The sequence below is a fragment of the Rhizobium sp. P2_G2 genome, assembly GCF_056403555.1.
The window spans coordinates 24375-48945 of the sequence record NZ_JBFUFF010000004.1 but is presented as its reverse complement, the minus strand read 5'-3'; the positions used below and the strand labels follow the sequence as shown (position 1 = coordinate 48945).

24 protein-coding genes and 1 pseudogene are annotated in these 24571 nt (G+C 61.5%); 14 read left to right on the top strand and 11 right to left on the bottom strand.

From position 1 onward, the window contains the following. Positions 1–13 precede the first annotated feature (13 nt). Entirely contained in the window at positions 14–1195 is a 1182-nt protein-coding gene (locus AC1D06_RS05050) for an amino acid aminotransferase (protein ID WP_477877664.1), read from the top strand. A gap of 20 nt (positions 1196–1215) precedes the next feature. Here the strand turns inward: AC1D06_RS05050 and AC1D06_RS05045 are convergent, their stop codons facing one another. From AC1D06_RS05045 to AC1D06_RS05015, 7 genes and pseudogenes are all read right to left on the bottom strand, one after another. Further along, the gene (locus AC1D06_RS05045) at positions 1216–1998 is read right to left on the bottom strand and encodes a maleylpyruvate isomerase family mycothiol-dependent enzyme (protein ID WP_477877663.1); all 783 of its coding nucleotides are present in this window, start codon (positions 1996–1998) and stop codon (positions 1216–1218) included. After that, positions 1995–3098, bottom strand: a complete 1104-nt coding sequence (locus tag AC1D06_RS05040) for a cupin domain-containing protein (RefSeq protein ID WP_477877662.1) — start codon at positions 3096–3098, stop codon at positions 1995–1997. The genes AC1D06_RS05045 and AC1D06_RS05040 overlap by 4 nt, the downstream gene beginning before the upstream one ends. A 24-nt stretch (positions 3099–3122) precedes the next feature. Then, a complete protein-coding gene (maiA, locus tag AC1D06_RS05035) occupies positions 3123–3770 on the bottom strand; it encodes a maleylacetoacetate isomerase (protein WP_477877661.1) in 648 nt (215 codons plus the stop codon). Positions 3771–3772: 2 nt separating this feature from the next. Further along, positions 3773–4468, bottom strand: a complete 696-nt coding sequence (locus AC1D06_RS05030) for a fumarylacetoacetate hydrolase family protein (protein ID WP_477877660.1) — start codon at positions 4466–4468, stop codon at positions 3773–3775. A gap of 52 nt (positions 4469–4520) precedes the next feature. Beyond that, positions 4521–5246 carry an alpha/beta hydrolase gene (locus AC1D06_RS05025; protein WP_477877659.1) on the bottom strand — a complete coding sequence of 242 codons (726 nt, stop codon included), beginning with the start codon at positions 5244–5246 and terminating at the stop codon, positions 4521–4523. Positions 5247–5277: 31 nt separating this feature from the next. Beyond that, a complete protein-coding gene (locus tag AC1D06_RS05020; RefSeq protein WP_477985543.1) occupies positions 5278–6933 on the bottom strand; it encodes a benzoate-CoA ligase family protein in 1656 nt (551 codons plus the stop codon). 147 nt (positions 6934–7080) lie between these two features. After that, positions 7081–8037, bottom strand: a pseudogene (locus AC1D06_RS05015) (FAD-dependent monooxygenase); the annotation flags it as partial. Positions 8038–8130: 93 nt separating this feature from the next. Here AC1D06_RS05015 and AC1D06_RS05010 point away from each other — a divergent pair. The 6 genes from AC1D06_RS05010 to AC1D06_RS04985 all read left to right on the top strand — a co-directional run bounded on the left by AC1D06_RS05010 (position 8131) and on the right by AC1D06_RS04985 (position 12324). Next, positions 8131–8532, top strand: a complete 402-nt coding sequence (locus AC1D06_RS05010; protein WP_477985400.1) for an acyl-CoA thioesterase — start codon at positions 8131–8133, stop codon at positions 8530–8532. Further along, a complete protein-coding gene (locus AC1D06_RS05005; RefSeq protein WP_477985399.1) occupies positions 8525–9361 on the top strand; it encodes an IclR family transcriptional regulator in 837 nt (278 codons plus the stop codon). The genes AC1D06_RS05010 and AC1D06_RS05005 overlap by 8 nt, the downstream gene beginning before the upstream one ends. Before the next feature lie 147 nt (positions 9362–9508). Further along, positions 9509–10579 carry a CobW family GTP-binding protein gene (locus AC1D06_RS05000; RefSeq protein WP_477985398.1) on the top strand — a complete coding sequence of 357 codons (1071 nt, stop codon included), beginning with the start codon at positions 9509–9511 and terminating at the stop codon, positions 10577–10579. A gap of 186 nt (positions 10580–10765) precedes the next feature. Further along, entirely contained in the window at positions 10766–10915 is a 150-nt protein-coding gene (locus AC1D06_RS04995; RefSeq protein WP_477985397.1) for a hypothetical protein, read from the top strand. Continuing rightward, positions 10893–11882 (top strand): WD40 repeat domain-containing protein, encoded by a 990-nt coding sequence (locus AC1D06_RS04990; protein ID WP_477985396.1) that lies wholly within the window; start codon positions 10893–10895, stop codon positions 11880–11882. Before AC1D06_RS04995 ends, AC1D06_RS04990 begins: the two co-directional genes overlap by 23 nt. Positions 11883–11904: 22 nt before the next feature. Further along, positions 11905–12324: a DUF2267 domain-containing protein gene (locus AC1D06_RS04985; protein ID WP_477985395.1), complete on the top strand. Its 420-nt coding sequence runs from the start codon at positions 11905–11907 to the stop codon at positions 12322–12324. Positions 12325–12360: 36 nt separating this feature from the next. Here AC1D06_RS04985 and AC1D06_RS04980 read toward each other — a convergent pair whose 3' ends face one another. Together AC1D06_RS04980 and AC1D06_RS04975 are read right to left on the bottom strand one after the other, a co-directional pair. Further along, the gene (locus tag AC1D06_RS04980; RefSeq protein WP_477985394.1) at positions 12361–12738 is read right to left on the bottom strand and encodes a VOC family protein; all 378 of its coding nucleotides are present in this window, start codon (positions 12736–12738) and stop codon (positions 12361–12363) included. Positions 12739–12881: 143 nt separating this feature from the next. Further along, positions 12882–13439, bottom strand: coding sequence for a hypothetical protein (locus tag AC1D06_RS04975; RefSeq protein WP_477985393.1), 558 nt, complete (start codon positions 13437–13439; stop codon positions 12882–12884). A 409-nt stretch (positions 13440–13848) separates the two neighbouring features. Here AC1D06_RS04975 and AC1D06_RS04970 point away from each other — a divergent pair, with 409 nt between their 5' ends. Further along, positions 13849–15780, top strand: a complete 1932-nt coding sequence (locus AC1D06_RS04970) for a DEAD/DEAH box helicase (RefSeq protein ID WP_477985392.1) — start codon at positions 13849–13851, stop codon at positions 15778–15780. 284 nt (positions 15781–16064) lie between these two features. On the opposite strand, the gene AC1D06_RS04965 is transcribed toward AC1D06_RS04970, so the two are convergent. Both AC1D06_RS04965 and odc2 read right to left on the bottom strand, forming a co-directional pair. Next, complete coding sequence (locus tag AC1D06_RS04965) at positions 16065–16664, bottom strand: GNAT family N-acetyltransferase (protein ID WP_477985391.1); 600 nt, start codon at positions 16662–16664, stop codon at positions 16065–16067. Between the two features lie 91 nt (positions 16665–16755). Next, positions 16756–17889, bottom strand: a complete 1134-nt coding sequence (gene odc2 / locus AC1D06_RS04960; protein WP_477985390.1) for an ornithine/lysine decarboxylase — start codon at positions 17887–17889, stop codon at positions 16756–16758. A gap of 587 nt (positions 17890–18476) precedes the next feature. On the opposite strand from odc2, the gene AC1D06_RS04955 reads away from it, so the two are divergent. The 6 genes from AC1D06_RS04955 to xylB all read left to right on the top strand — a co-directional run bounded on the left by AC1D06_RS04955 (position 18477) and on the right by xylB (position 24538). Continuing rightward, positions 18477–19370 (top strand): LysR family transcriptional regulator, encoded by an 894-nt coding sequence (locus AC1D06_RS04955; RefSeq protein ID WP_477985389.1) that lies wholly within the window; start codon positions 18477–18479, stop codon positions 19368–19370. Positions 19371–19471: 101 nt separating this feature from the next. After that, complete coding sequence (locus AC1D06_RS04950) at positions 19472–20113, top strand: DUF1007 family protein (RefSeq protein WP_477877647.1); 642 nt, start codon at positions 19472–19474, stop codon at positions 20111–20113. 128 nt (positions 20114–20241) lie between these two features. Then, complete coding sequence (locus AC1D06_RS04945) at positions 20242–21312, top strand: nickel/cobalt transporter (protein ID WP_477985388.1); 1071 nt, start codon at positions 20242–20244, stop codon at positions 21310–21312. Positions 21313–21395: 83 nt separating this feature from the next. After that, a complete protein-coding gene (locus AC1D06_RS04940) occupies positions 21396–21899 on the top strand; it encodes a DUF1993 domain-containing protein (RefSeq protein WP_477877645.1) in 504 nt (167 codons plus the stop codon). Positions 21900–22036: 137 nt separating this feature from the next. Continuing rightward, entirely contained in the window at positions 22037–23065 is a 1029-nt protein-coding gene (locus tag AC1D06_RS04935; RefSeq protein WP_477985387.1) for a LacI family DNA-binding transcriptional regulator, read from the top strand. Between the two features lie 18 nt (positions 23066–23083). Continuing rightward, positions 23084–24538, top strand: a complete 1455-nt coding sequence (xylB, locus tag AC1D06_RS04930; RefSeq protein WP_477985386.1) for a xylulokinase — start codon at positions 23084–23086, stop codon at positions 24536–24538. Positions 24539–24571: the final 33 nt, after the last annotated feature.

The following is a 24571-nucleotide window of genomic DNA, read 5'->3' as shown; positions in this document are numbered from 1 at the left end:
ACAAGGAAAATCGATGTTCGAAACGCTGACCGCCGCCCCGCCCGACAAAATTCTTTATCTTTCCACCCTGTTTCGCGCCGACCAAAGGCCGCAGAAAATGGATCTGGGTGTCGGCGTCTACAAGGATGAGGCCGGCGAGACCGTTATCATGCGGGCGGTGCGCGAGGCGGAAAAGCGTCTCTATGACAGCCAGAAGAGCAAGACCTATGTCGGCATGGCCGGCGACGAAGGTTTTAACCGGGCGATGCTGAAGCTGGTCTTCGGCGCGGATGCCGATCTAAGCCGTATGTTCGGCTGCCAGACAGCGGGCGGCTCGGGCGCGCTCCGGACAGTCGCGGACCTGCTGAAGAAGGCGCGGCCGGATGCGACAGTCTGGCTCTCCGACCCGACCTGGGTCAACCATCCGCAGATCATGGCTGCCGCGCATCTCAAGACGGCCACTTACCCCTATTTCGATGCCACCTCCGGGACGGTGAAATTCGAGGAAATGCTGGCGGCGCTGAAGGCCGCCAAGCCGGGCGATGTCGTGCTGTTGCATGCCTGCTGCCACAACCCGACCGGCGCCAACCTGACCCTCGATCAATGGGGCAAGCTGGCCGACCTGCTGGTCGAGCATCAGCTGTTTCCCTTCGTCGATCTCGCCTATCAGGGTTTTGGCGACGGGCTGGACGAAGATGCTGCGTCCGTCCGGCTGCTCGCCGGCAAGGTGCCGGAAATGGCTGTCGCGACCTCCTGCTCGAAGAATTTCGCCGTCTATCGCGACCGCGTCGGCGCGGTGCTGCTGATGGGACGAGATGCCGAGACGGTGAAGATTGCCGGCGGCCAGGCGACAGCGCTGACCCGCATCCTCTATTCCATGCCGCCGGATCATTCCGCGGCAGCAATCCGTATCATCCTCGAAGACGAAGCGCTGACCGCAGATTGGAAGGCGGAACTTGAAGGCATGCGGCTCCGCATGCTCAAGCTGCGCAAGGCGTTTGCCGAGGTGATGCGCCGGCAGACCAATTCGGACCGTTTCGATTTCGTCGCCGAACATCGCGGCATGTTTTCCCGCCTCGGCCTGAATGAAGCTCAGGTCAACCGCCTGCGCGACGAATTCGCGATTTATATGGTCGGTGACAGCCGCATCAATGTCGCGGGCCTCAAGGAAGACCGACTGGAAGAGCTGGCGAAAGCGATCGTGGCGGTTCTTTAATTGCCGCTTGGCGCTTTGGCTCAAAAACCGATCAAGGCCGGTGGGCCGACTGTAGGTAATGCGCCACCCACGCATTCGAGATTGCGTACTCCGCGGCCGCTGAGCCAGCGGGCGATGTCAGCGGCCCGCCCCGTCACTCTGAGTTTGGCCTGACGGGTTGAAAGAAGCGGCCCGGTCCGATCTGTCGCGGAAAGCGCCACCGCATGTGTGCCAAGCCGTTGGGCGGCATGCTGGACGATGAGCCGATCCAGCAGGTCGTCCGGCATGTCGGCAAAGCGCCCGCCGCTATCGAGATCCACGGCATGCAGCCAGAGCGCCGCGGCGCGCATGACGGGGGTGCTCCTGAGAGAGATCATCCGGCCGCCGGCATCGGCGATCGAGCCGTTCCAGCCGGTGGCGTCAAGATCGCGCCATTCGACATTGAGATGAGCCTGCGAATGGTCGAAGAGATAGCGCAGCGCTCGCGACGGCTGGGTGACGCCGAATTCGAGGTCCGCCTCGTTCACTCGGGCGGCGCGCGGAAAGGCGCCGTCTTCGCCCGTCCTCGCCCAAGCGATCATCTCGCTCGTCAATCGGGCGTGATAGCCGATATAGGCGATCAGCCGGCGCCGCGTAAAGCCGGCAACGGCGCTGGCTTCGTCAAGCGCCGTTGCCGGCAGATCATTGAGCAGGCGGGCAAAATAGGCCGTTCCGCGTCGTGCCCAATCCAGTTCACGGGCCGGAGCATTGTCCGCATCGTAACGCGCGCCACTTCCCTGCCTTTGCCGGAGCGCCATTCGCGCGGTGTCGATCGATTGGGTCACGGTTCGGCCGCCTCGACATGGGTGCGCATGAAGTTGAGCCGTTCCATGATCGGCGCATCGGAGAAACGGAAGAGATCGAATTGCGTTTCCGCCTGCAGTGACCAGGGTATCCACGAGGGAATGACGAAGAGATCGCCGATGTCGAGCTGATGGGTGACACCATCGATGACGGCCGCACCGCGTCCTTCGAAGACCTGAAAGACGGTCGAACCGACTTCACGGCGTGCCGGCGTTTCCGTTCCTGCTCGCAAACGATGAAATTCGCAGCGGATGGTGGGCATGACATCGCCGCCCGTGGTCGGATTGACATAACGGATTGCGGCGTGGCCCTGCTCCACCGTCGCCGGCTGGCCCTCTTCCTCAAGCAGGAGCTGCTCCATCAGGGCGCGATCGGTATGCTCCCAGCGATAGGCACCGATGGGTGAGTTGACGGTGTCACGCGGGCTGGACAATGGACGCAGGCCAGGATGACACCAGAGCCGCTCGCTGCGCGAAAAGCGCGGTGTCGCATAGTCGGTCACCCTGTCCGATCCGAATTCGAAAAAGCCGACATCGTTGTGTTGTGCAAACGGGATATCCAGCCCATCGATCCAGGCCATCGGCCGGTCGCTGTCGTTGTGATGTCCATGGAAATGCCAACCCGGCGTCAGCAGCAGATCGCCCCGGCTCATCCGCACCGGGTCACCGTTGACGACGGTCCAGACGCCTTCGCCTTCGACGACGAAGCGGAATGCGTTCTGCGCGTGACGGTGTTCGGGCGCCGTTTCCCGTGGACCGAGATATTGGATCGCAGCCCAGAGGGTGGGGCTGACATAAGCGTGACCGCCGAGGCCGGGATTGGCCAGGCCGATCGCGCGCCGCTCGCCGCCACGTCCGACGGGCACCAGATCGCCGGACCGCTGCGCGAGTGGCAGGAGCTCCGCCCATTTCCACACATGCGGCACCGCCCGGGGCTTGGGATGGCGCGGCATCAAGTCGCCAAGCTGAATCCAGAGCGGCATCAGATGCTGTTCTTCAAAGCCACGGTAGAGGGCGCGCAATTCCGGCGTGTCGTCGGGCGTCATTTGATTGGCGGGAACACCTTCCGTCTTGTCGAGCATGGCATTTCTCCAGATGGTGTTTTGTCAGGCCGCGTCGGGCTGATTGGGCGGCGCCGCCCGGCTGAAGGCGGGAATTGCGTCGAGCCGCTCAAAGATGCCGGCAATCGTCGGCCATTTGGCTGTCGCAATGTCGAAGCGGCGGTTGTTCCAGACCTGGGCATAGAGGCACAGGTCGGCGAGGCCCGGCGTGTCGCCATGGCAGAAACGGCCAGTCCGCCGGTCGCAGGAAAGCAAAGTCTCGAACGTATCGAAACTGGTCTCGACCCAGTGGCAGAACCACGCCTTTTGTGCGGCTTCGTCGGCTCCGAATTGGTCTGCGAGATAGCCGAGAACGCGAAGATTGTTGAGCGGATGAATCTCGCAAGCAATCGTCAGCGCGAGCGCCCGGACGCGTGCCCGGCCATCCGGATCGGAGGGCAGCAGCGCAGGCTCCGGATGGGTTTCCTCCAGCCATTCGATGATCGCGAGCGACTGCGCCAAGTGCGTGCCGTCGGGGCGTTCCAGCGTCGGCACCAGCCCTGCCGGATTCATCGCCAGATAATCCGGCCTCAGCGTGTCACCCCGGCGAAGCACGTAAGGGACATATTCATAGTCGAGCCCCTTGATGTTCAGGGCTGCGCGCAGCCGCGTCGAGGTGGAAGAGCGAAAGAAATTGTGCAGTCTGAAGCCCATGGTTACATCCTTGGCCCGACATCCGTCCGGATTTTCCCCAGTCCATCGATGCTGACGACGCATACATCGTCCGGCATTAGCGGCCCGACACCAGCCGGCGTCCCGGTCATGATCAGGTCGCCGGGCGCAAGCGCGATGGAATGGGACAGATAGGAAATGATCTCCGGCACCGACCAGATCAGTTCGGAAAGGTTCGCATCCTGCTTGGTTTCGCCGTTCACCCTCAGGCGGATCGCCCCTTTGCTCAAATGCCCTGTTTTGGAGACAGGCGAGACAGGACCGATCACGGCGGATCGATCGAATGCCTTGCCGAAATCCCAGGGACGTCCCAGGTCACGCGCCGCGAGTTGAAGGTCGCGGCGCGTGAGATCATTACCGACGGCGTAGCCCCAGACGTGATCGAGCGCATCTGCTTCGGCGATGTTGCTGCCGGCCTTGCCAATCGCCACCACCAGTTCCGCTTCATAGTGGAAGTTCTCGGTTTGCGGCGGATAGGCAATGGTGACATCGGAGTCGACCACCGCATCCGCGGGCTTGGAGAAGAAAAAAGGCGGCTCCCGGTCAGGGTCCTTGCCCATTTCTCGAGCATGGGCCGCATAATTCCTCCCGACACAAAAAATCCGTCTCACCGGCAGGCGGTCGATGCTGTCGGCGACTGCCACGCTCGGAACCGGCGCGGGAGGAAAAACGTAACCCATGAAAGTCTCCAGTTTGGTTGTATGGCGGGAAACGAAATATTCCCTGCCCGCTTCAGTCTCGGCCAGCCTCGATTATCTTCAGGCCCAGCAGTTCCGGCGCCGTGAGATGGGTCGAATGGCTGCCCGGCATGCTTACCAGCCGGTAGAGGCCGAGCTTTTCGGACAGGCGCGGATGAAACGGCAGCGATTGCGGCAAGGATGTATCCTCGGTGCAATGCAGGAATGATTTGCCGATGGCGAATTCGGCCGGGTTCTTCGAAAGGCTGATCCGGTCATTCATCGTGTTGAACGGCTGCGGATTGAGACTGTCGAACAGCGATCTGGCCTGTTCGTCGGTGCCGTCATTGATGAAGGCTTCCCGGAGAATGGGATAGGGGAACAGGACCTCTCCGGTTTCTCCCGCAAGCTGCGGGAAAAGCGCCTGGTAATGCGGCGGACACATGTCGATCAGGCTTTCGCCGTTATTGGGCACGAACGCGCTGAAATAGACCAGACGCCGCACCCGGCCTGGGCCAAGCCGGTCCGCTGCCCCGGTGATCGCCATGCCGCCCCAGCTGTGGCCGACGAGGATCGCATCATCGATCCCATGTTCGTCGAAATACTCTACCAGCGAGTTGATCGCGTCGTCGAGCGTCACTGCCTTCCGGTCGTCGCCGGGGCGATTGCCTTTCAGCGTGGGACAATGAACCTCGTGTCCGGCCGCGCGGATCGGAGCCGCGCAGGCCTCGAAGTGATTGCCGTCGTGGCAGGCACCGTGAACAAGAACGTAAGTCGCCATAAATCTCTCCTCCTCTATGGTCGATTTGACTCTATGCAGGGATTGCTTCCTTCGAGACCAGCGGCATGGCCGCGACCGCCTGGCGGTCGATCTTGCCCGTTCCGGTCTTCGGCAAATCCGCGACATATTCGACGATGCGCGGATATTTATAAGGCTGCAGCCGGGACTTCACATAGGCGCGCAAAGCCTCCGTCTGCGCGTCGTCGGCCGTCTTGCCGCTGCGCAGGCGTACCACGGCCCGCAGTGTCATGCGGCGATCTTCGAGCTGATGTGCGAGGACTGCGCATTCATGGACATCCGGATGTTCGTTGAGGCAACGTTCCACTTCGAGTGGCCACACCCATTGGCCGGAGACCTTGATCAGTTCGTCGGCGCGACCCTGGAAGTAATAATAGCCGTCCCTCTCGATGAACCGGTCGCCGGTATAGAGCCAGTCACCGCGCATGGTTTCGCGCGTTTTGTCGGGACGGTTCCAGTAGGACGGTGCCGAGGAATGGCCACGCACGAACATCACGCCTTCTTCGCCCGGGCCGGGAATTTTGCCTTCCTGCGTCTCCAGACGGATCTCATAGCCGGGCACGCGGGCGCCGGCCGAACCGATCCGATGATCATCGAGACTGTTGGAAAGATAGATATGCAGCATTTCGGTCGAACCGAGGCCTTCCGTGGGGCCGTGGCCGGTCAGTGCCTTCCAGGTGTCGTAAATATCCTTGGACAGGATCTCCGCGGCGGACATCGATTGCCTGAGCGAGCTCAGGTCGCGGGACTTGAAACCATCCGCCCGGGCCAGCGCCGTGTAGAGCGTCGGCAGGCCGAAGAGAACGGTCGGCCTGAACCGTTCGATCAGGTCGAGCACAGCATCGGGCTTGGGCTGTCCGGGCATAAGAAGCGTGGTCGCGCCCACGGAAAAAGGGAATGTGAGTGCGTTTCCGAAACCATAAGCAAAGAAGATCTTTGGAACGGAAAAGCAGATATCGTCGTCCTTCAGCTTCAGGACATTCCGGCCGAAGGATGCCTGCGTATAGGCCATGTCGTGATGCAGATGTACGATGCCCTTCGGACGTCCGGTCGAACCCGACGAATACATCCAGAAGGCCATGTCGTCCGCACCGGTATCGGCGCATCCGAGCACATCGGATTGGCCGGCAAGGAAATCGGCTGCCAACAGGCGTCCATCCCCCTGGGCTGCGCCATTGACGATCACGACACGCTCCAAAGCAGTGCCTCGCAGGGTCTCATCCGAGAAGCGACCGGCAAGCGAGGCTTCGCACAGCGCGATCTTCGCTCCGGTGTCCTGCAGGAAGAAGTTCAGCACATCCGGCGTGGTCTGGGTGTTGAGAAGCACAGGCACATATCCGGCGCGGACCGCGCCGAAAAAGGCGGCCGGATAGACCGGCGTGTCGTCGAGGAAAAATGGAATGCGATCGCCGCGCCGCAAGCCGGATGCGATGAAGGCGTTGCCCCAACGCGCAGCCTCGGCGATGAGTTTGGCATAGGTCGTCGTGCCGGCAGGTCCGATCAGCGCCGGCTTGTCGGGATTTCGGGTCAAGTTATCCCAAAGAATGCTGGAGCAGTTGGGATGCGCGGCTTTGTCGAAACCGATCTCGGTTGCACCCGGCGTGCCATCGCCGACCGGATCGGCGACGGATGCTGTATCCCCGCTCTTTGCCGCTTCGTAACGGGCCATGAAGGCGGGCGCCATCTGGCGCAGCCGGTCCATATCGATACGGCCGGAACGGGTGATGTAGTCGAAGGCGAAATCGACCGGCGGCAGCGCCATCTTGTTCGCGAAACCCTCATACCATTCGGCCGACGTATTGGCGGCGTCGACGATTTTCCTGGCCACCGGCTGGCGTTCTGCCTGATAGGCGGCGAGCGCAGCATCGACATCCGCATGGGTCGAAAGTGCACGCACGAGGGCGATGGCATCCTCCATCGCAAGCCGGGTGCCGGAACCGATCGAGAAATGGGCGGTATGTGCGGCGTCGCCGAGAATCACGCGCCGTCCGGCAAACCAGTTCCTGCACCAGAGTCGTGGAAACTGGCGCCACATCGACTTGTTGGTGATGAGCGGTGCGCCATCGAGGATGTCGGCAAAAACAGTCTCACAGACGCGTGCGCTCTCGTCTTCATCCATTTTGGCGAAGCCGCAGGCGTTGAACGTCGCATCGTCGCATTCGACGATGAAGGTGCTGCGGGCGGCCTGAAACCGGTAATGATGGGCATTGAATGCGCCTTTGGCCGTTTTCACGAAGGTCTGCGTCAGCGTCTCGAATGGCCGATCCGTTCCAAACCAGGCAAAGTGATTGCTGAAATATTCGAGGCTCGGCGCGAAGCCGGCTTTATCGGACCTGCGCACCAGCGAATTCAGCCCGTCCGCGCCGATGATGAGATCGGCTTCAAGGTCATCGAGCGACGCGACCGGCTGCGAGAAACGGATCTCGACGCCAAGCGCCTCGGCGCGCTGGCGTAAGAGTTCGATCAATTCCAGCCGTCCGATCGCCGAAAATCCGACGCCGTCCAAAATCACTGGCCCGCCGGGCAAATTGAGCACCATGTCCCGCCAGCGCTCCATGCCCGACGTGACGAGGTCGTGCGTTTCCGGATCGTCCGCTTTCAGAAAGTCCAGCGCCTGATCCGAGAAGACGACGCCGAAGCCGAAGGTGGCGCCCTTGGGATTCTGTTCGGTCACGCGCAGCCGGACATGCGGCATGAAACGTCGCAGGAGAATGGCGGTGTAAAGCCCGGCCGGGCCTCCACCCAGTATCTCGACGGTCGTCAGTTTCGACATGGCATCCTCCAGAGCCCTCGACATATGTTGCATTGAAGGATAGATATTTTTCCGTATTATGCAACGAATTTCATACAGAGGAAAATTGGAAAAATGCATCTACTTGAATATCCGGTGAGTTTCGGAGATTGCGATCCCGCGGGAATCGTTTTCTATCCCCATGTCTATGCATGGTTCGACCGCACGTTTCATGATTGGCTGAGGCGGTATGGCGGCCATGAGGAGGTCTGTCGAAAGCTTTCCGCGCAGGGTCTCGGACTGATGGAGGCCTCGGCCCGGTTCCGCCGCCCGATGCGTGATGGCGATATTCTGGCAATCACCATCGCAATCGAGAAATGGGGACGGAAGACGATGCACATCGCTTACGAGGTGTGCGTTGATGGTCAGATTGCCGTTGCCGGCACGGAGGTGAGGGGTCTATTCAAGCGCGATGGCGCGGCGATCGTTGCTGCGGATATCGAAGCCTTGCGCGAGTTGGTGAATGGCCATGAGTGACGACGAAAAGACGGAGGTGCCGGCTGGCGGCATCCAGTCGCTGGATGCGGCGCTGAAGCTTCTGCAGTTCATGACCGGCCTGAGCGGACCGGTTTCTTTATCCGAGCTTGCGCGCGATTGCCGGATGCCGCCAAGCAAGGTGCATCGATATCTCGCTTCCTTTCAGCATGCTGGTCTCGTGGTGCAGGCCGGCCGTTCCGGCAAGTATGACCTCGGTCCAGGTGCGGTCATGCTTGGCCTTTCCGCGCTGGGGCGGCTCGACTTCGTGAACCGCGTTTCCGATATGCTGCCGGATCTGCGGAGCGACACAGGTCTGACTGCACTTCTTTCCGTCTGGGGCAATCAAGGCGCGACAGTGGTCCGCTGGGAGCGGGCGGCTTCGCCGACCGTGACCTCGATGGGATTGGGTACGATCCTGCCGCTTCTCAATTCCGCCACTGGCCGGGCGTTTCTCGCCTGGGCGCCGGCCGAACCGCTGCGGGCCGTGCTCGACGCGGAGCTTCGACAGGCCCGCGGCAGTTCGAAAACCGGGCCGCAGAGCATGCAAACAGCCAAGGACGTGGGCGCGTTGGTCGAGACCGTTCGAGCACAAGGTTATGCGTCCGTCGAAGGTCGCTTCATCCCGGGACTTGTTGCCATCGCCGCTCCGATACTCGATTGGCAGGCTGAGGCACAGGCGATCGTTACCCTGATTGGCACCGATCCGGCCGTTGCTCAGCCGAATTCCGGCGCCGTCAAACAACTCAAAGCCTTTTGCGCAAAGCTGTCTTTCGCGACGACGGATGGAAAGGAGGAGAAAGGCGGGAAGTCACGAAGAGGGCGGTTCTGAGAGGTTGGCTCCTTCAGACATCGAGGATGGCAGAGGCACGACCCGTTGTCTCCGCGTTCGCCGCCCTATTTGCGCTCCGGCCCATCCTCTCCTATATAGGCCCTGACACGGTTCCCAGCCGCGCCCGTCATTCTTTTCGAGGCTCTCATGACCGAAGCTGCCACCCAGACCAAGCCCATTCCCGTCACCGTTCTCACCGGCTATCTCGGCGCCGGCAAGACGACGCTGCTCAATCGCATCCTGTCCGACAATCACGGCAAGAAATATGCCGTCATCGTCAACGAGTTCGGCGAGATCGGCATCGACAACGACCTGATCGTCGAGTCGGACGAAGAAATCTACGAGATGAACAATGGCTGCATCTGCTGCACGGTGCGCGGCGACCTGATCCGCGTCGTCGAGGGCCTGATGCGCCGCCCGGGCCGCTTCGATGCGATCATCGTCGAGACGACGGGCCTTGCCGATCCGGTGCCGGTCGCCCAGACCTTCTTCATGGATGACGATGTGCGCGCCAAGACCCAGCTCGACGCCGTCGTGGCGCTGGTCGATGCCAAGCACCTGCCGCTGCGCCTCAAGGATTCGCGCGAGGCCGAGGACCAGCTTGCCTTCGCCGATGTCGTGCTGCTCAACAAGACCGACCTCGTCACACCGGAAGAGGTCAAGCGCATCGAGGACATCGTGCGCGTGATCAACCCGTCGGCGCGCATCTATCACACTGAGCGTTCCAACGTTGACCTCGGCAAGATCCTCGATGTCGGCGCCTTCGACCTCGATCGGGCGCTGGAAAACGACCCGCAATTCCTCGAACATGGCCATGAGGATCATGTCTGCGGTCCCGATTGCGATCATCACGACCACGATCACCATGGTCACGATCATGACCACCATCATCACGACCATGGCCCGTCGGCGATCCATGACGTGACGGTGCAGTCGATCTCGCTGCGCGGCGGCGCGATGAACCCGAAGAAATTCTTCCCCTGGATCGAGCGCATCACGCAGACGCAAGGGCCGAACATCCTGCGCCTCAAAGGCATCATCGCCTTTGACCAGGACGAGGAGCGCTATGTCGTGCAGGGCGTCCACATGATCATCGAGGGCAATCATCAGCGCCCCTGGAAGGACAGCGAGAAGCGTGAAAGCCGGCTGGTCTTCATCGGCCGTGATCTCGATCGCAAGAAGATCGAGGACAGTTTCAGGGCCTGCGAGGCGGCTTGATGCCGTCTCTTACGGAAAGTGGCCGCGCCGAACTCTGGCGCGGCGAAGCTCTCAGACTTTCGGACAGCGGCGATCTCGGGGCTGATGGAGGCCCTGGGGCCCGTCTAGGTCTCCGGCTACAAGGCTGGCCAAGTCTGGTTCGTTCTGCCCGAAGAATCCACACGTCCCGGTGCCGTCTGTATTGACATGGACTGGCTGAAAATCCATTGGGACGAATGGTTTGCCTATGAGTGGAAATGGGAAATGCGCGTGATCGACATCGCGCGTACCGAAATCCTCGAATGGGATCGGAGAATTATCGTGGAGACCCTGGATGCCGACTGTCGCACCGCTTGACCTCGAAGGCCATGTGCTGGGCGCCTTCTTTCTCGGCAATGTGCCGTTCTTCACTGCCTCTTCCGGCGAAATCCACCGGCTGGACATGGGCCAGAAGACGGTCGAGGCGCATGAGGGGCTTCTGACCGTCGTCTCCGATCCGCTGACCAATTCGCTCGTCACCGGCGGCGAGGACGGCAAGGTCAATCGCATCATGGCCGACGGCAGCGTAAAGCCTATCGCCGAAGTGCCGCGCAAATGGATCACGGCCTTGGCCGCAGGACCATCAAGTGCAGTGGCCTATGCCTTCGGCAAGACGGCGACTGTCGTGATGTCGGGTGGCAAGACACGCGAATTTTCCGAGCAACGCTCGATCGAGGGCCTCGCCTTTGCGCCGAAGGGGCTGCGGGTCGCCATCGCCCGCTACAATGGCGTCACCCTGCAATGGGCGGGCACCAATGGCGCCCCGGTCAACCTCGAATGGAAGGGCGCCCACAATCAGGTGACGTTTTCGCCGGATGGCCGCTTCCTTGTCACCACGATGCAGGAAAATGCCCTGCACGGCTGGAAGATCGACGGCAAACCCGGTGAAGAGACGCGCCAGATGCGCATGAGCGGCTATCCGGCCAAGCCCAAGTCGTTCTCCTGGTCGCCCAAGGGCAAGTGGCTGGCTTCTTCCGGCGCGCCGGCGGCGATCGTCTGGCCCTTCGCCGCCAAGGATGGACCGATGGGCAAGGCGCCGCTGGAACTCGGCACGCGCGCCAACATCCTCGCCACCGCCGTCGCCTTCCATCCGCACGAAGAAGTGCTGGCGATCGGCTTCATCGACGGCATGATCCTCGGCGTGCGCATCGGCGACCAGAAGGAGGCGCTGCTGCGCCGGCCGGGCAAGGGCGCGATCTCTTCGATGGGTTGGTCAGAGAACGGCAAGCTGCTTGCATTCGCCTCGGAAGCCGGCGATTGTGGCGTCGTGGATATTTCGGTTTAGGGCACGCCCTGGGAGGTGCATCATGACCCTCCCACAAGACTACGAGAATGCCTCGCGGGATTTCGACCGGTTCATGGATGATCTACTCGAGATCTCCATGCTGGCTACCCATCATCAGGCCTATGCCGTGTTGCGCGGCGTGCTGCATACATTTCGTCAGCATTTGACCGTCGAGCAGGCGTTGCGCTTCGCCGATGCCTTGCCGCCGGTCATCCGGGCGCTGTTCGTCGAGGATTGGCATCCCAGAGCCGATCCACCACCGTTTCCTCCGGAGGCGCAACTGATAGCCGAGGTCCAATCAGTTCGAAAAGACCACAATCTTGCCTCAGCGAGCTCGATCCGCGATGTTGCGCAGGCGCTTCGGCGCAATGTTGCCATGGGCGATTTCCGCCGGACGCTCGACACGTTGCCGGCGGCAGCGCAGCGCTACTGGCTCGATTGAGAGGGTAGGGCGGCCGGCGGCGGCCACCCCGATCCTTCAAGCCATCGGCTTGGGTTCGAGCAGGCCGACGGCCGTGTGGGCCGAATCCATGACAATGGCGATCCAGCCGGTGCTTTCGATCTCGAACGGCTCGCGCATGACCATGCCACCGGCGCCGGTCACTGCTTCGATGGCTGCGTCGATGTCATCGACATTGATATAGGCGAACCAGTCATTGGCGCCCGGCTGGTCGGCGGCGCAGGGCATCATGCCCGCAACCGGCACCGGATTGCCCTCGACGAAAGCCAGCGTATAGGTCATGCCGCCGAACGGCATGTCCTGATAAGTCCAGCCGGCAACCTTGGCGTAAAAGGCCTTGGCGGCTTCCACATCGCTCGTCATCAACTCATTCCAGCCGAATGTTCCGTGGCTCATCGTCATCTCCCTTGATCTGCGAAAATGCAGCGGGAGGCGGTTTAGCAGAGAAATAAGAACGCCGTTCGACGGGTAGCGCTACAACGTGTGCATCCAGCCAATATTGTTATTCGAAAGTTAGATCGGGGTATCAGAAATTGGACTCAGTCCATGGACGATATTTCACCTGTAATGAGCTGACGAGCTCTTTCGGCGACATTCGGATCGTCAGCATGTGTCAGCAATTGCAGCTTTTCAAGAGCATACTCAGTTCCAAATCCAGCCAATGCCCACGCACACTTTTTGCCAAGAGAAGAGAATTCATCTTTGATCGGGTACGGATACTCCCTGATTGCTGCATCATAAAGAAAGTCGATGCCTGGCTCGTACCGCTGCTCGTCTATTATCGCAACGATATATTCATGTGAGGCGTGCCAATCCTCCTTCAATATCGGGCACAGCACCGCAGGAAAATCCTTTAGCATATCGAACATGTTTGCAACTATCAGACAGTATTCAAGATTTCCACTGTCATGTGTCGCAATTGAGTATGCCAATTCTTCTTCGAGATAGGGGGGCAGGTCGTCAGGAAGTAGTTCCCTCACTGCCTTCCGAGCTGTTTCCTTGTCGATCTCTAAACGTAACTTAGCTGAAATTATCTTTATTATCTCTTCTGAAATCACAGCTCTCGCCTCCACACTATCTCGCTTGGGCGCATCCATCCGTCACAGACATAGTGCCGTCGAGCAGGCCAGCGATCGCAGTAGCGAAGGCGCCAAGGCCGACCAAGAGGCTGGTTATTCCGCCGAGAAGGGTAGGGAGTTTAGCACCCGATTTCTGCACCACGTCGGCTGGCCTCGTTTTTCGAAGAGCTTAGTGCCGCCGAGGTGGCACGGCAAGACGGTCGACTGCGACCGACATTTAATGTAACCTGCCGAAGACACCCACGCATGAATGCCAGCATGCTTCAACGGCAGCGCACGCGTTAACCGCATTCAAGCTATGTCGCGTATGCACTCGACATTTTGTGCAATGCACTCTATGTAGGCGCCAGCTTAATATCGACGCGGTTCGCCGCGCTTGCATCCGACCCGCTGAGGCCTCGGATGCGCGACATCCGAAAGACATGACATGACACAATTTGCAGGCATTGCGCCGGCGCTCGCTGTGGCGCTTGAGAAGCGCGGCTATCTCGAACTCACCCCTGTGCAGCAGGCGGTGCTGGCACCCGAACTCGATGGTGCCGATGCGCTGGTTTCGGCGCAGACGGGATCGGGCAAGACGGTGGCCTTCGGCCTGGCACTGGCGCCGACGCTGTTGGGTGACAAGAGGCGTTTCGAGCGTGGACATGCGCCCTACGGCCTGGTGATCGCCCCGACGCGCGAACTTGCGCTGCAGGTCGCCCGTGAACTCGAATGGCTCTACGAGGAAACTGGCGCCTCCATCGCCACCTGCGTCGGCGGCATGGATGTGCGCACCGAGCGCCGGGCCTTGGAGCGCGGCGCCCATATCGTCGTCGGCACGCCCGGCCGGTTGCGTGACCATATCACGCGCGGTGCGCTCGATCTCGCCAGCATCCGCGGCGTGGTGCTCGACGAGGCCGACGAAATGCTCGATCTCGGCTTCCGCGAAGACCTGGAATTCATCCTCGAAGCCTCGCCCAGCAATCGGCGGACGCTGATGTTTTCGGCCACCGTGCCGAATTCGATTGCGACGCTCGCCAAGAGCTACCAGCGCGATGCTGTGCGCATTGCTGCTTCCACCGAGCGTAAGCAGCATATCGATATCGAATATCGCGCGCTGGTCACCGCGCCGAGCGATCGCGACAACGCCATCGTCAATGTGCTGCGTTACTACGAAGCCAAGAATGCCATCGTCTTCTGCAACACACGTGCGGCGGTCAATCACCTGACGGCGCGGCTGCACAATCGCGGCTTCACCGTCGTGGCGCTGTCCGGCGAGCTTAGCCAGAACGAACGCAGCCATGCGCTGCAGTCGATGCGTGACGGCCGTGCACGGGTCTGCATCGCCACCGACGTGGCGGCGCGCGGCATCGACCTGCCCAATCTCGAACTGGTCATTCATGCCGACCTGCCGACCAATCCCGAAACCTTGCTGCACCGCTCGGGCCGTACCGGCCGTGCCGGCCGCAAGGGTGTGTCGGCGCTGGTGGTCCCGACCAATATCCGCCGCAAGGGCGAACGCCTGCTGCAGGCGGGCTCGATCCGCGCCGAATGGGCCTCGCCGCCCTCGGCTGACGATGTCAATGCGCGCGACCGCGAGCGGCTGCTGGCCGACGATGTGTTCGAAACGCCCATCGACGAGGACGAGCGCGATCTGGTCGGTGCGCTGGTCGCGAAATTCGGTGCCGACAAGATTGCCTCAGCCTTCCTGCAGCTCTATCGCGGCAGCCGCTCGGCGCCGGAAGAGCTGATCGATATCGGCCCAGTCACCGAATATGCGGCCGCCAAGCGTCCGGCGACCCGTGACAACGCCTCCCGTGACGCAAGCCCGCGTGAGGCGACACCGCGTCGCTCGCGCGAAGAATTCGGGCCGAGTGTGTGGGTGGCGCTTTCGGTCGGCCGCAAGCAGAATGCCGAGCCGCGCTGGCTGATCCCGGTGCTCTGCCGTGCCGGCAATATTTCCAAGGCCGATATCGGCCAGATCAAAATGCAGCAGGACGAAACCTTCGTCGAACTAGCCGCCGACAGCGCCGACGCGTTCCTGCACCAGATCGGGCCGAACAAGACGCTGGAGCGCGGCATGCGCATCCGGACGATCGAAGGCATGCCGGATTTCAACCGCGCCCCGCGTGCGCCGAAAAAATTCGAAGGCGAGCGCAAGACGTTCAGCGATGATAAGCCGGCTAAGCGTGATGGCGCCGCGGCTGATTTCGAGGGCGAGCGTCCGCGCAAGCCCTTCGCCAAGAAGGCTGAGTTCGAGGGTAAGCGCAGCTATTCCGATCGGCCCGGCAAGGATTGGGCAAAGCCGACCAAGGCGCCCTATGACCGCGGCGGCGAGGGCAAGCCCAAGGGCAAAAAGGGCAAGAGCAACACGCGCTGAGGTCTGCGATTGCTTTCCGCATGTCCCTAAAAGCAATTTGCCCTCTTCCCTTGTCAAAGGGAAGAGGGCATTGGCTTCGTCGACGCCGCCTCGTCGCGAAGCATGTGGCATGCGGGGGAACGCGATGGGGCCAGACCGGCCCTGCGGCTAAAACAACTGATCGCCGCCTCCCCACGCATTGGCAAGGATAGCTTGAGCTTAAAGAAATGCATCCCCTAGGAATCAGGGGCTGATTCTTGTTGTGTTTCAGCAGGATTGAATAGAGGCCGGGTTCTTCCCGGCCGTCAGGCGGCGTTTTTCAGCGGCGGCTCGGCCAGCCGGCGACCTGAGGGGACCAGCACGCCGGCGGCGCCTTCGAGCCAGCGGTCTTTGAGCTCGAGCGCCAGGAAGCGGTCGCGGGCGAACGGGCCGGGCATCATCAGCGTGCGGGTCTTGTCGGCCGAGAAGCCGAAGCGCTCGTAATACGGCGCATCGCCGACCAGCAGGATGGCGCCATGGCCGCGCTTCTTGGCTTCGAGGATGGCCGCACGCATCAGCGCCCCGCCGATACCCTTGCCTTCATGGTCGGAATCGACGGCCAGCGGGCCGAGCAACAGCGCCGGCACACGGATGTCATCGCGGGTGACGCCGGCTTCGATTTCCCAGAGGCGGACAGTGCCGATGACATGGCCGGACGGGTCGCGGGCGACCAGCGCCAGGCCTTCGGCCGGCACGCGGTTGCGGCGTAGCGCCTCGGAAGACTTCTTCTTGCGGTCCGAGCCCATCATCTTGTCGAGCAGGCGCTCGCGCGCGACGATATCGGACGGATTTTCAGCGTCGATCCGGAAAGCGGTTTCGGTTTTGGGCGCAAACAGTGCGCGGACAGTATCAAGAACAGCGGCCATCTTGGCCTCCCGTGCTCAATGCCGTGGTAAGCGGTCAGTGGAGTGGAATTGTGAGTTTGCCGCCCCGGCTGGCTACGGGGCTGGCGGTATTTCAGATGATATAGGCCTTGAGCGGCTCGAAGCCGTTGAAGGCGACCGCCGAATAGGTCGTCGTATAGGCGCCTGTGCCTTCGATCAGCAGTTCGTCGCCGATCGTCAGCGTCACCGGCAGCGGATACATGTTCTTCTCGTAGAGCACGTCCGCCGAGTCGCAGGTCGGGCCGGCGATGACACAGGCTTCCATCTCGTCAGCATCACGCTCCGAACGGATCGGGTAGCGGATGGCTTCGTCCATGGTCTCTGCGAGGCCGCCGAATTTGCCGATGTCCAGGAACACCCAGCGATGAGCGTCGTTGTCGGACTTCTTCGAGATCAGCACAACTTCCGTCTTGATCACGCCGGCATTGCCGACCATGCCGCGGCCCGGCTCGATGATGGTTTCCGGAATGTGGTTGCCGAAGTGCTTGCGCAGTGCTGCCACGATCGCGCGACCATAGGCCTCGGAGGTCGGAATGTCCTTGAGGTACTTGGTCGGGAAGCCGCCGCCCATATTGACCATCTTGAGCTCGATGCCCTGCTTGGCCAGCTGCGCGAAAACGCGCTTGGCGTCGCCGAGTGCCGAATCCCAGGCATCGACCTTGGTCATCTGCGAACCGACATGGAACGAGACGCCATAGGAGACGAGACCGAGCTGATGGGCATAGACGAGCACGTCGACGGCCATCTGCGGCACGCAGCCGAACTTGCGCGACAGCGGCCATTCGGCGCCTTCGCCATCGGTGAGCACGCGGCAGAACACCCGGGCGCCGGGGGCCGAGCGGGCGATCTTTTCCACTTCCTCATGGCAATCGACAGCGAAGAGGTTGATGCCGAGCGCATGGGCGCGGGCGACGTCACGCTCTTTCTTGATCGTGTTGCCGAAGGAAATGCGCGAGGGCGTCGCGCCGGCGTCAAGCGCCATTTCGATTTCGGCCACGGAGGCGCAATCGAAGTTGGAGCCGAGCCCGGCAAGCAGCTTGAGGACTTCCGGTGCGGGATTTGCCTTCACCGCATAATAGATCATGCTGTCCGGCAGGGCATGGCGGAATGCCGTGAAATTGTCCTTGACCACGTCAAGGTCGACGACAAGGCACGGACCCTCGGGACGTCGGGTGGCGAGGAAATCGCGAATGCGCTGCGTTGTCATGGCTGTTCCCTTCCAAAGTCGAATCAGCGGGCGTTGCGTCAGCCGGGTTCATACGGCCTGATCGCTACGTCGATGTGGCAGTTCTCCGGAAACCGGAGGGCAAAGTGGTGACGATTTCTTGTTCCGGCGCCAGCCGATGGAGACCCCGGCGCCAAAATGCGAAAGCCATCACGCGGCTTTTTGAACCAACGCCACGGAATGGCGATCGTTCAGATTTGCTGCCTTAGATTGGAGGGTGGTTCCCACCGCACATCGGGCAATGAAGGTGTGCCTCTTCAGTAACCCCGGCTGTTGGAAAGCCGGCAGACACCAGAAAGGCCCGCACCGTCGTTGCTTCAAGATGTCCTCGCTTGTTCCGGTTGGCCGGAGTAGCGACTGGAGCGGTTAGTTCCAGGTACCTTACCGATTTCCTCACCATATCGAGGGTTCGGCGGACACCCACAGGCACGTGCGACTTTGGGCTGACGGTGAGATAGGCATATTCGCCGTCATAATCAAGAATTTTCTTGCCCCTTTTTGAAAAATTTTTGCCGTGGTAAGACACTGGCAGACATGAGAATTTTAACGAATTTCTGAAATGGGGTTTCATGGATACGCTGACTAGGATGCGGGCCTTCATCGATGTGGTGGATGCCGAAGGTTATTCGGCCGCCGCCCGTAAGCTGGGACGCTCCAAGGCGCTGTTGTCCAAATATGTGAAGGAGCTGGAGGATGAGCTCGGCGCGCTCTTGCTCAACCGCACGACCCGGCAATTCTCGCTGACCGAAGCGGGCCATACCTATTACCGGCAGGCGTCGGAAATCCTCAAAGAGATCGACAGTCTTGCCGACCAGGTGCGCGAAGGCGCCACCGATCTCAAGGGGCGTATCCGGATCAGCGTGCCCAGAAGTTTCGTCGATGCCGAGATCGGCCGCTCGCTCATCGACTTCTCGCTGGAACATCCCGACATTACGCTGGAAATCATTGCCGAAGACCGTTTCGTCGACCTGATCGAGGAGGGTTTCGATGTGGCAATCCGCATCACCCGGCTGGAAGATTCCGGCATGATCGCGCGCAAACTCTGCGATTTCGGCATGCACTGCTTCGTCTCTCCGGCGCTCTTGGAAAAATACGGGCCGATCAAGTCGCCGCAGGACCTGGCGCTGGTGCCCTGCATCGTCGATACCAACAGCCGCTCCTACAACAACTGGCGCTTCGCCGGCGCAAGCGGCGGCTTCCAGAGCGTCACCGTCAGCGGGCCGATCGAGGTCAACTCACCGATCGCCTCGACGCGGGCGGCGATCGCCGGGCTGGGCGTGGCCCTGATCCCGGATTTCGTCGCCAAGCCCAAGACCGAATGCGGCGAACTCACCACCATCCTGGAAGATTTCATGCCCGATGGCGGCGGCATCTACGCCATCTACCCGCACCGCCGCTATCTGCCGGCCAAGGTCCGCCGCTTCGTTGATTACCTGCATGGCTGGTTCAAGAAGAACGTATAGGTCCGGGCATAGTGTCCAAATTGCCGCAGGCCGTTAATCATTCGGAATTTTGACTCATTCGTTCGGTTTTTGGGCGGCCAGGATTACGGGACAGTCTCCAGATGAAACATTCATTTCTGCCGCTTCTGGCCATGGCCGTGCTTTTGCCGGCGGCAGCTTCTGCCCATCCGCACGTCTTCGCCGATGCCCGGCTGGAGATCGTTGCCGATGCCAATCACAATGTTGTCGAGCTGCACAATGTCTGGCGCTTCGATGAAGTGTTCTCGTCCAGCGTGCTGATGGATTTCGACAAGAACACCAATCTCAAGCTCGATCCTGAAGAACTCAAGGAAGTGGGCGAGACGGTGCGCACGTCGCTGGCCGATTTCGATTACTATACGAACCTCACCCAGGACGGTAAACATGTCGACGTGCAGAAGCCTGATGTGATCAATGTGGACTATCGCGACGGCCAGCTGTTGATGTTCTTTGCCATCAAGCCGGCCAAACCGATGCCGCTCAAGGGCAAGCTGACCTTTGGCATCTACGATCCGACACTCTATACGTCTATCGATTTTCCGACGGAAAAAGACGTGGTGATGATGGGCGACTTTGCCGGCTGCACCGGCAAGATCGTGCGTCCGGATCCGGATGAGGTGATTGCCGAAAATAAATCGACCCTGACCGATGCCTTTTACAATGACCCCACCGGGACCAACATGGCGAAGCTCTTCGCCATCCGCGAGGAGGTGACATGCAAATGAGATGGAATATTCTCGCGGACGATGCGTATGTGGCAAGACCCTCTCTGGCCTGCCGGCCATCTCCCCCACAAGGGGGGAGAAGACTCGCGGCACCGTCGTGTGCTCCAATTGAGAGGGGTTGGGGAGGGGTGGCCAAGACTGCCTTTCTAGCGCTTCTCGCTTTCCTCACCACCGCAACCCTCGCCCATGCCGGCTCGTCGCTTGGCATCGGCAATACCGATCCCGGCGCCGGTGCGCCGCCGAACTTCGTTATCGAATATATGCCCTGGCTGGCGAAGCTGATGTTCTGGATCAACGCCATGCAGGCGCAGTTCTATCGGCCTCTGGTCGCGGCTCTGAAAGGGATGCGCACCGATTTCTGGCAGGTTTGGCCGTTGGTTGGTGTCTCCTTCCTCTACGGTGTCTTCCATGCCGCAGGTCCCGGCCACGGCAAGGCGGTGATTTCGTCCTACATGATTGCCAACAAGATCGAGTTGAAGCGCGGCATCGTGATCTCCTTCCTCTCCGCCCTGCTGCAGGGGATGATGGCGATCGTTGTCGTCACCGCTGGCTTCCTCATCCTGCGCGGCACGACAATCACCATGAACGATGCACAGAAATGGCTCGAAGTCGGCTCGTTTGCGCTGATCGTCGTCTTCGGCATGTATATGCTGGTGCGCAAGCTGCGCATCCTGATGTGGCGGCCTGTGCTTGAGCTGGCGCCGGTCGGCCCGGAGCTCGCCGTTGCCGGCATGGGCAGCATGAATTTCCGCGAGGGCATCGAGCGCGGCCATCGCCATGGTCCCGGCCTCAACCATCCGCATGCGCACACGGCCGGCGAGGTCTGCGAAGTCTGCGGGCATGCGCATGTGCCATCCGTCGACATGGTCGCGGGCGAGGAATTCTCGCTCGCCTCGGCCTGGACGGCAATCATCGCCGTGGGCTTGCGGCCCTGCACGGGCGCACTCTTCGTGCTGACTTTCTGCTTCCTCAACGGGCTTTATCTCGGGGGCGCGCTCTCGGTGCTCGGCATGTCGATCGGCACCGCGATCACCGTATCGATCCTGGCGACGATTGCCGTCATGGCCAAGGGGACGGCGTTGAAGATCGCCGGCGACGGCTCGGCCGGCCTGTGGATCGGCAATGCCGTGGAATTGCTGGCCGCCGTCTTCGTCATCCTGTTCGGATTGCTGTTCCTGCTCGCCTCGCTCTACGACTGATAAAATAGCGACACGCTCTGGTAAAAGCGTCGGCGGCAGCGCACATAGAGGCCGCCGATTTTCTTTTTCAGGACACCGAAAATATGAGCATCACCCTTCATTCCGTCGCCACGCTTTCCATCCTGCCGCGCTTCAAAGGCCTCAAGGCCGCGCTTGACCAGGCCGAAGCGCTTTGCATCGAGCGCAAGATCGACCCTTCGGTCTTTCTCAATGCCCGGCTTGCGCCCGACATGCGCAGCCTGACCAATCAGGTGCAGCTCGCTTCCGACCATGCCAAAGGGTCCTTCTATCGCACCGCCGGCCTGCCGAACCCGTCGCTGCCCGATACCGAATCGAGCTTCGCCGAACTGCACGCGCGCATCGACAAGACGATCGAGCTCATTAAAGCCGTGACGCCCGAGCAGATGAACGGCCGCGACGACGCGATCGTCGAGCTGAAACTCGGCAGCGGCGTGCGACAGTTCACCGCACATGATTACCTGATCGGCTTCGCCCTTCCGAATTTCTATTTCCACGTCACCACCGCCTACGACATCCTGCGCCACAACGGCCTGCCGCTCGGCAAGATCCTCTATATGGGCGCCTGATCGCAGCTTGCAGACAGTCAACGGGCGTTCCTTGCCGGCTGGCGAAGGGCGCCCGTTTTTTGACCGGAGCTTAAAGTACCAAATTCTGATTTACGTACCTCAAAATCTGTTGTAAGACGAGCCGCAGGGAGGACACCATGCGGCCAACAGTACATGACATCGCTGAGGCGGCGGGCGTCAGCCTTGCTACGGTGGATCGCGTGCTGAACCGCCGGCCGGGCGTCCGCGCCGAGACGCGGGCACGGGTTGAGGATGCGATCGGCCGCATCGGCTTCGTTCGTGACATGGCTGCGGCCAATCTCGCCAAGGGCCGTGTCTATCCGCTGGCCTTCGTCATTCCCGGCAGCGATAATTCCTTCATGGTCGAATTGCGCCGCGAGGTCGGCGAGGCGATCAAGCGCTCGCCGCTGGAACGGACCAGCCTCCACTGCATCGAGGTTCCGGCCTTCGACGCGCACCGGCTGGCGGAAGCGCTGGACGGTTTATTCGCCGATCCGCCCGCCGGTGTTGCGGTCGTTGCTGTCGATGCGCCGGAGGTGCATGCGGCCATCGGCCGGCTGCGGCAGCAGGGTGTCGCCGTGGTTACCCTGGTCTCCGACCTGCCGGGTTCGGAGCGCGACCATTTCGCCGGCGTCGACAATGTCGCGGCTGGCCGCACCGCCGGCAGCCTGATGGGCCGGTTCCTGAACGGGCAGCAGGGCAGCGTCGCCGTCATCGCCGGCTCGATGCTGGTGGGCGACCATCGCGACCGCCTTGCCGGATTTTCCGCGCGGCTCGCAGAGATCAATTCCGGCCTCGATATCCTGCCGGTTGTGGAAGGGCAGGACGATCCGTCGCGGCTGCATGATCTCGTTGGTCATCTCCTGCACCAGCATCCCGGGCTGGCCGGCATCTACAATCTTGGCGCCGGCAACCGTGGGCTCATCCGGGCGCTCCGGGAGCGGCAATCCGGCGCCCGGCGGCCGGTCGTCATCGCGCACGAACTGACACCGTTTACGCGCGAGGCGTTGAATGCCGAGCTCATCGATGCGATCCTCAACCAGGATCCCGGCCACGAGGTTCGCAGCGCCATCCGCGTGATGAAGGCCAAGGCCGATGGCGTGCCGGTCATCGATGCGCAGGAGCGCATCCGCATCGACATTTTCTTGAAGGACAATCTGCCCTGAGCGGCAGCAGGAGGCATTATGTATCTCGGTCTCGATCTCGGCACGTCCGGCGTCAAAGCCATGCTGATGGACGACCAGCAGAAGATTATCGGCTCGGCGAGCGGTTCGCTCGACGTGTCGCGGCCGCATTCGGGCTGGTCTGAACAGGATCCGGCGCATTGGATAAGGGCGACCGAAGAGGCGATCGCCGGCCTCAAGGCAGCCCATCCGAAGGAATTGGCTGCGGTCAAGGGCATCGGCCTCTCAGGCCAGATGCATGGTGCGACGCTGATCGATGCCGATGACAAGGTGCTGCGGCCCTGCATCCTCTGGAATGATACGCGCTCCTATCAGGAAGCGGCGGCGCTCGACGCTGATCCGCGTTTCCGCGCCATCACCGGGAATATCGTTTTCCCCGGTTTCACCGCGCCAAAACTGGTCTGGGTGAAGAACAACGAGCCGGATGTCTTCGCCAGGGTGAAGAAGGTGTTGCTGCCGAAGGATTATCTCAGGCTTTGGCTCGCCGGCGAGTATATTTCGGAAATGTCGGATTCGGCCGGCACAAGCTGGCTCGATACCGGCAAACGCGCCTGGTCTGCCGATCTGCTCGCCGCCACCGGTCTCGACGAGAGCCAGATGCCGTCCTTGGTCGAAGGCACAGACAAGGCCGGCACGCTACGCAGCGAACTGGCGTCCAAATGGGGCATGGGCTCGGGCGTGGTGATTGCCGGCGGCGCCGGCGACAATGCGGCTTCGGCCTGCGGCATGGGCACCGTGAGCGAAGGTCATGCCTTCGTCTCGCTCGGTACGTCCGGCGTGCTGTTTGCCGCCAACGCGCGCTACCTGCCCAATCCGGCCAGCGCCGTGCACGCCTTCTGCCACGCGCTGCCGAACACCTGGCACCAGATGGGCGTCATCCTCTCGGCCACCGATGCGCTCAACTGGTATTCCGGCATCACCGGCAAGGGCGCGGCGGAACTGACGAAGGAACTCGGCGATGACTTGAAGGCGCCGAGTTCGGTGACCTTCCTGCCCTATCTTTCCGGCGAACGCACGCCGCATAACGATGCGAAGATCCGCGGCGTCTTCACCGGCCTGGGTCACGAGTCGGAGCGGGTCGTTCTGACGCAGGCGGTGCTCGAAGGCGTGACCTTCGCCATCCGCGACAATCTCGAAGCCTTGAAGAGCGCCGGCACACGTATCGCCCGCGTCACCGCCATCGGCGGCGGTTCGCGTTCGCGCTACTGGCTGAAGTCGATCGCCACCTCGCTCGGCATTCCGGTCGACATTCCCGCCGATGGCGATTTCGGCGCGGCTTTTGGCGCCGCACGGCTCGGTCTGATCGCCGCCACCGGTGCCGATCCGGTCGCGGTCTGCACGCCGCCTGCCACGGATGAGACGATCGAGCCCGATAGCGCGCTGACGCTTGCCTACGAGGCGGCCTATGCGCGCTATCGGTCGGTATATCCGGCGATTTCGGCGCTTGGGCAATAAGATGACAGTTCTCGCGATGCGCTAAACGACCCC

Bases quoted from the DNA above. Each gene is read 5' to 3' on its own strand.
- AC1D06_RS05005 (WP_477985399.1), top strand. From the start codon at position 8,525: ATGAGTGACGACGAAAAGACGGAGGTGCCGGCTGGCGGCATCCAGTCG.
- AC1D06_RS04975 (WP_477985393.1), bottom strand. From the start codon at position 13,439: ATGGATGCGCCCAAGCGAGATAGTGTGGAGGCGAGAGCTGTGATTTCA.
- AC1D06_RS04995 (WP_477985397.1), top strand. From the start codon at position 10,766: ATGGACTGGCTGAAAATCCATTGGGACGAATGGTTTGCCTATGAGTGG.
- AC1D06_RS04980 (WP_477985394.1), bottom strand. From the start codon at position 12,738: ATGAGCCACGGAACATTCGGCTGGAATGAGTTGATGACGAGCGATGTG.
- odc2 (WP_477985390.1), bottom strand. From the start codon at position 17,889: ATGACAACGCAGCGCATTCGCGATTTCCTCGCCACCCGACGTCCCGAG.
- AC1D06_RS05025 (WP_477877659.1), bottom strand. From the start codon at position 5,246: ATGGCGACTTACGTTCTTGTTCACGGTGCCTGCCACGACGGCAATCAC.
- AC1D06_RS05020 (WP_477985543.1), bottom strand. From the start codon at position 6,933: ATGGCCCGTTACGAAGCGGCAAAGAGCGGGGATACAGCATCCGTCGCC.
- AC1D06_RS04990 (WP_477985396.1), top strand. From the start codon at position 10,893: ATGCCGACTGTCGCACCGCTTGACCTCGAAGGCCATGTGCTGGGCGCC.
- AC1D06_RS05030 (WP_477877660.1), bottom strand. From the start codon at position 4,468: ATGGGTTACGTTTTTCCTCCCGCGCCGGTTCCGAGCGTGGCAGTCGCC.
- maiA (WP_477877661.1), bottom strand. From the start codon at position 3,770: ATGGGCTTCAGACTGCACAATTTCTTTCGCTCTTCCACCTCGACGCGG.
- AC1D06_RS04955 (WP_477985389.1), top strand. From the start codon at position 18,477: ATGGATACGCTGACTAGGATGCGGGCCTTCATCGATGTGGTGGATGCC.
- AC1D06_RS05050 (WP_477877664.1), top strand. From the start codon at position 14: ATGTTCGAAACGCTGACCGCCGCCCCGCCCGACAAAATTCTTTATCTT.
- AC1D06_RS05000 (WP_477985398.1), top strand. From the start codon at position 9,509: ATGACCGAAGCTGCCACCCAGACCAAGCCCATTCCCGTCACCGTTCTC.
- AC1D06_RS05010 (WP_477985400.1), top strand. From the start codon at position 8,131: ATGCATCTACTTGAATATCCGGTGAGTTTCGGAGATTGCGATCCCGCG.
- AC1D06_RS04965 (WP_477985391.1), bottom strand. From the start codon at position 16,664: ATGGCCGCTGTTCTTGATACTGTCCGCGCACTGTTTGCGCCCAAAACC.
- AC1D06_RS05040 (WP_477877662.1), bottom strand. From the start codon at position 3,098: ATGCTCGACAAGACGGAAGGTGTTCCCGCCAATCAAATGACGCCCGAC.
- xylB (WP_477985386.1), top strand. From the start codon at position 23,084: ATGTATCTCGGTCTCGATCTCGGCACGTCCGGCGTCAAAGCCATGCTG.
- AC1D06_RS04950 (WP_477877647.1), top strand. From the start codon at position 19,472: ATGAAACATTCATTTCTGCCGCTTCTGGCCATGGCCGTGCTTTTGCCG.
- AC1D06_RS04985 (WP_477985395.1), top strand. From the start codon at position 11,905: ATGACCCTCCCACAAGACTACGAGAATGCCTCGCGGGATTTCGACCGG.
- AC1D06_RS04935 (WP_477985387.1), top strand. From the start codon at position 22,037: ATGCGGCCAACAGTACATGACATCGCTGAGGCGGCGGGCGTCAGCCTT.
- AC1D06_RS04940 (WP_477877645.1), top strand. From the start codon at position 21,396: ATGAGCATCACCCTTCATTCCGTCGCCACGCTTTCCATCCTGCCGCGC.
- AC1D06_RS04970 (WP_477985392.1), top strand. From the start codon at position 13,849: ATGACACAATTTGCAGGCATTGCGCCGGCGCTCGCTGTGGCGCTTGAG.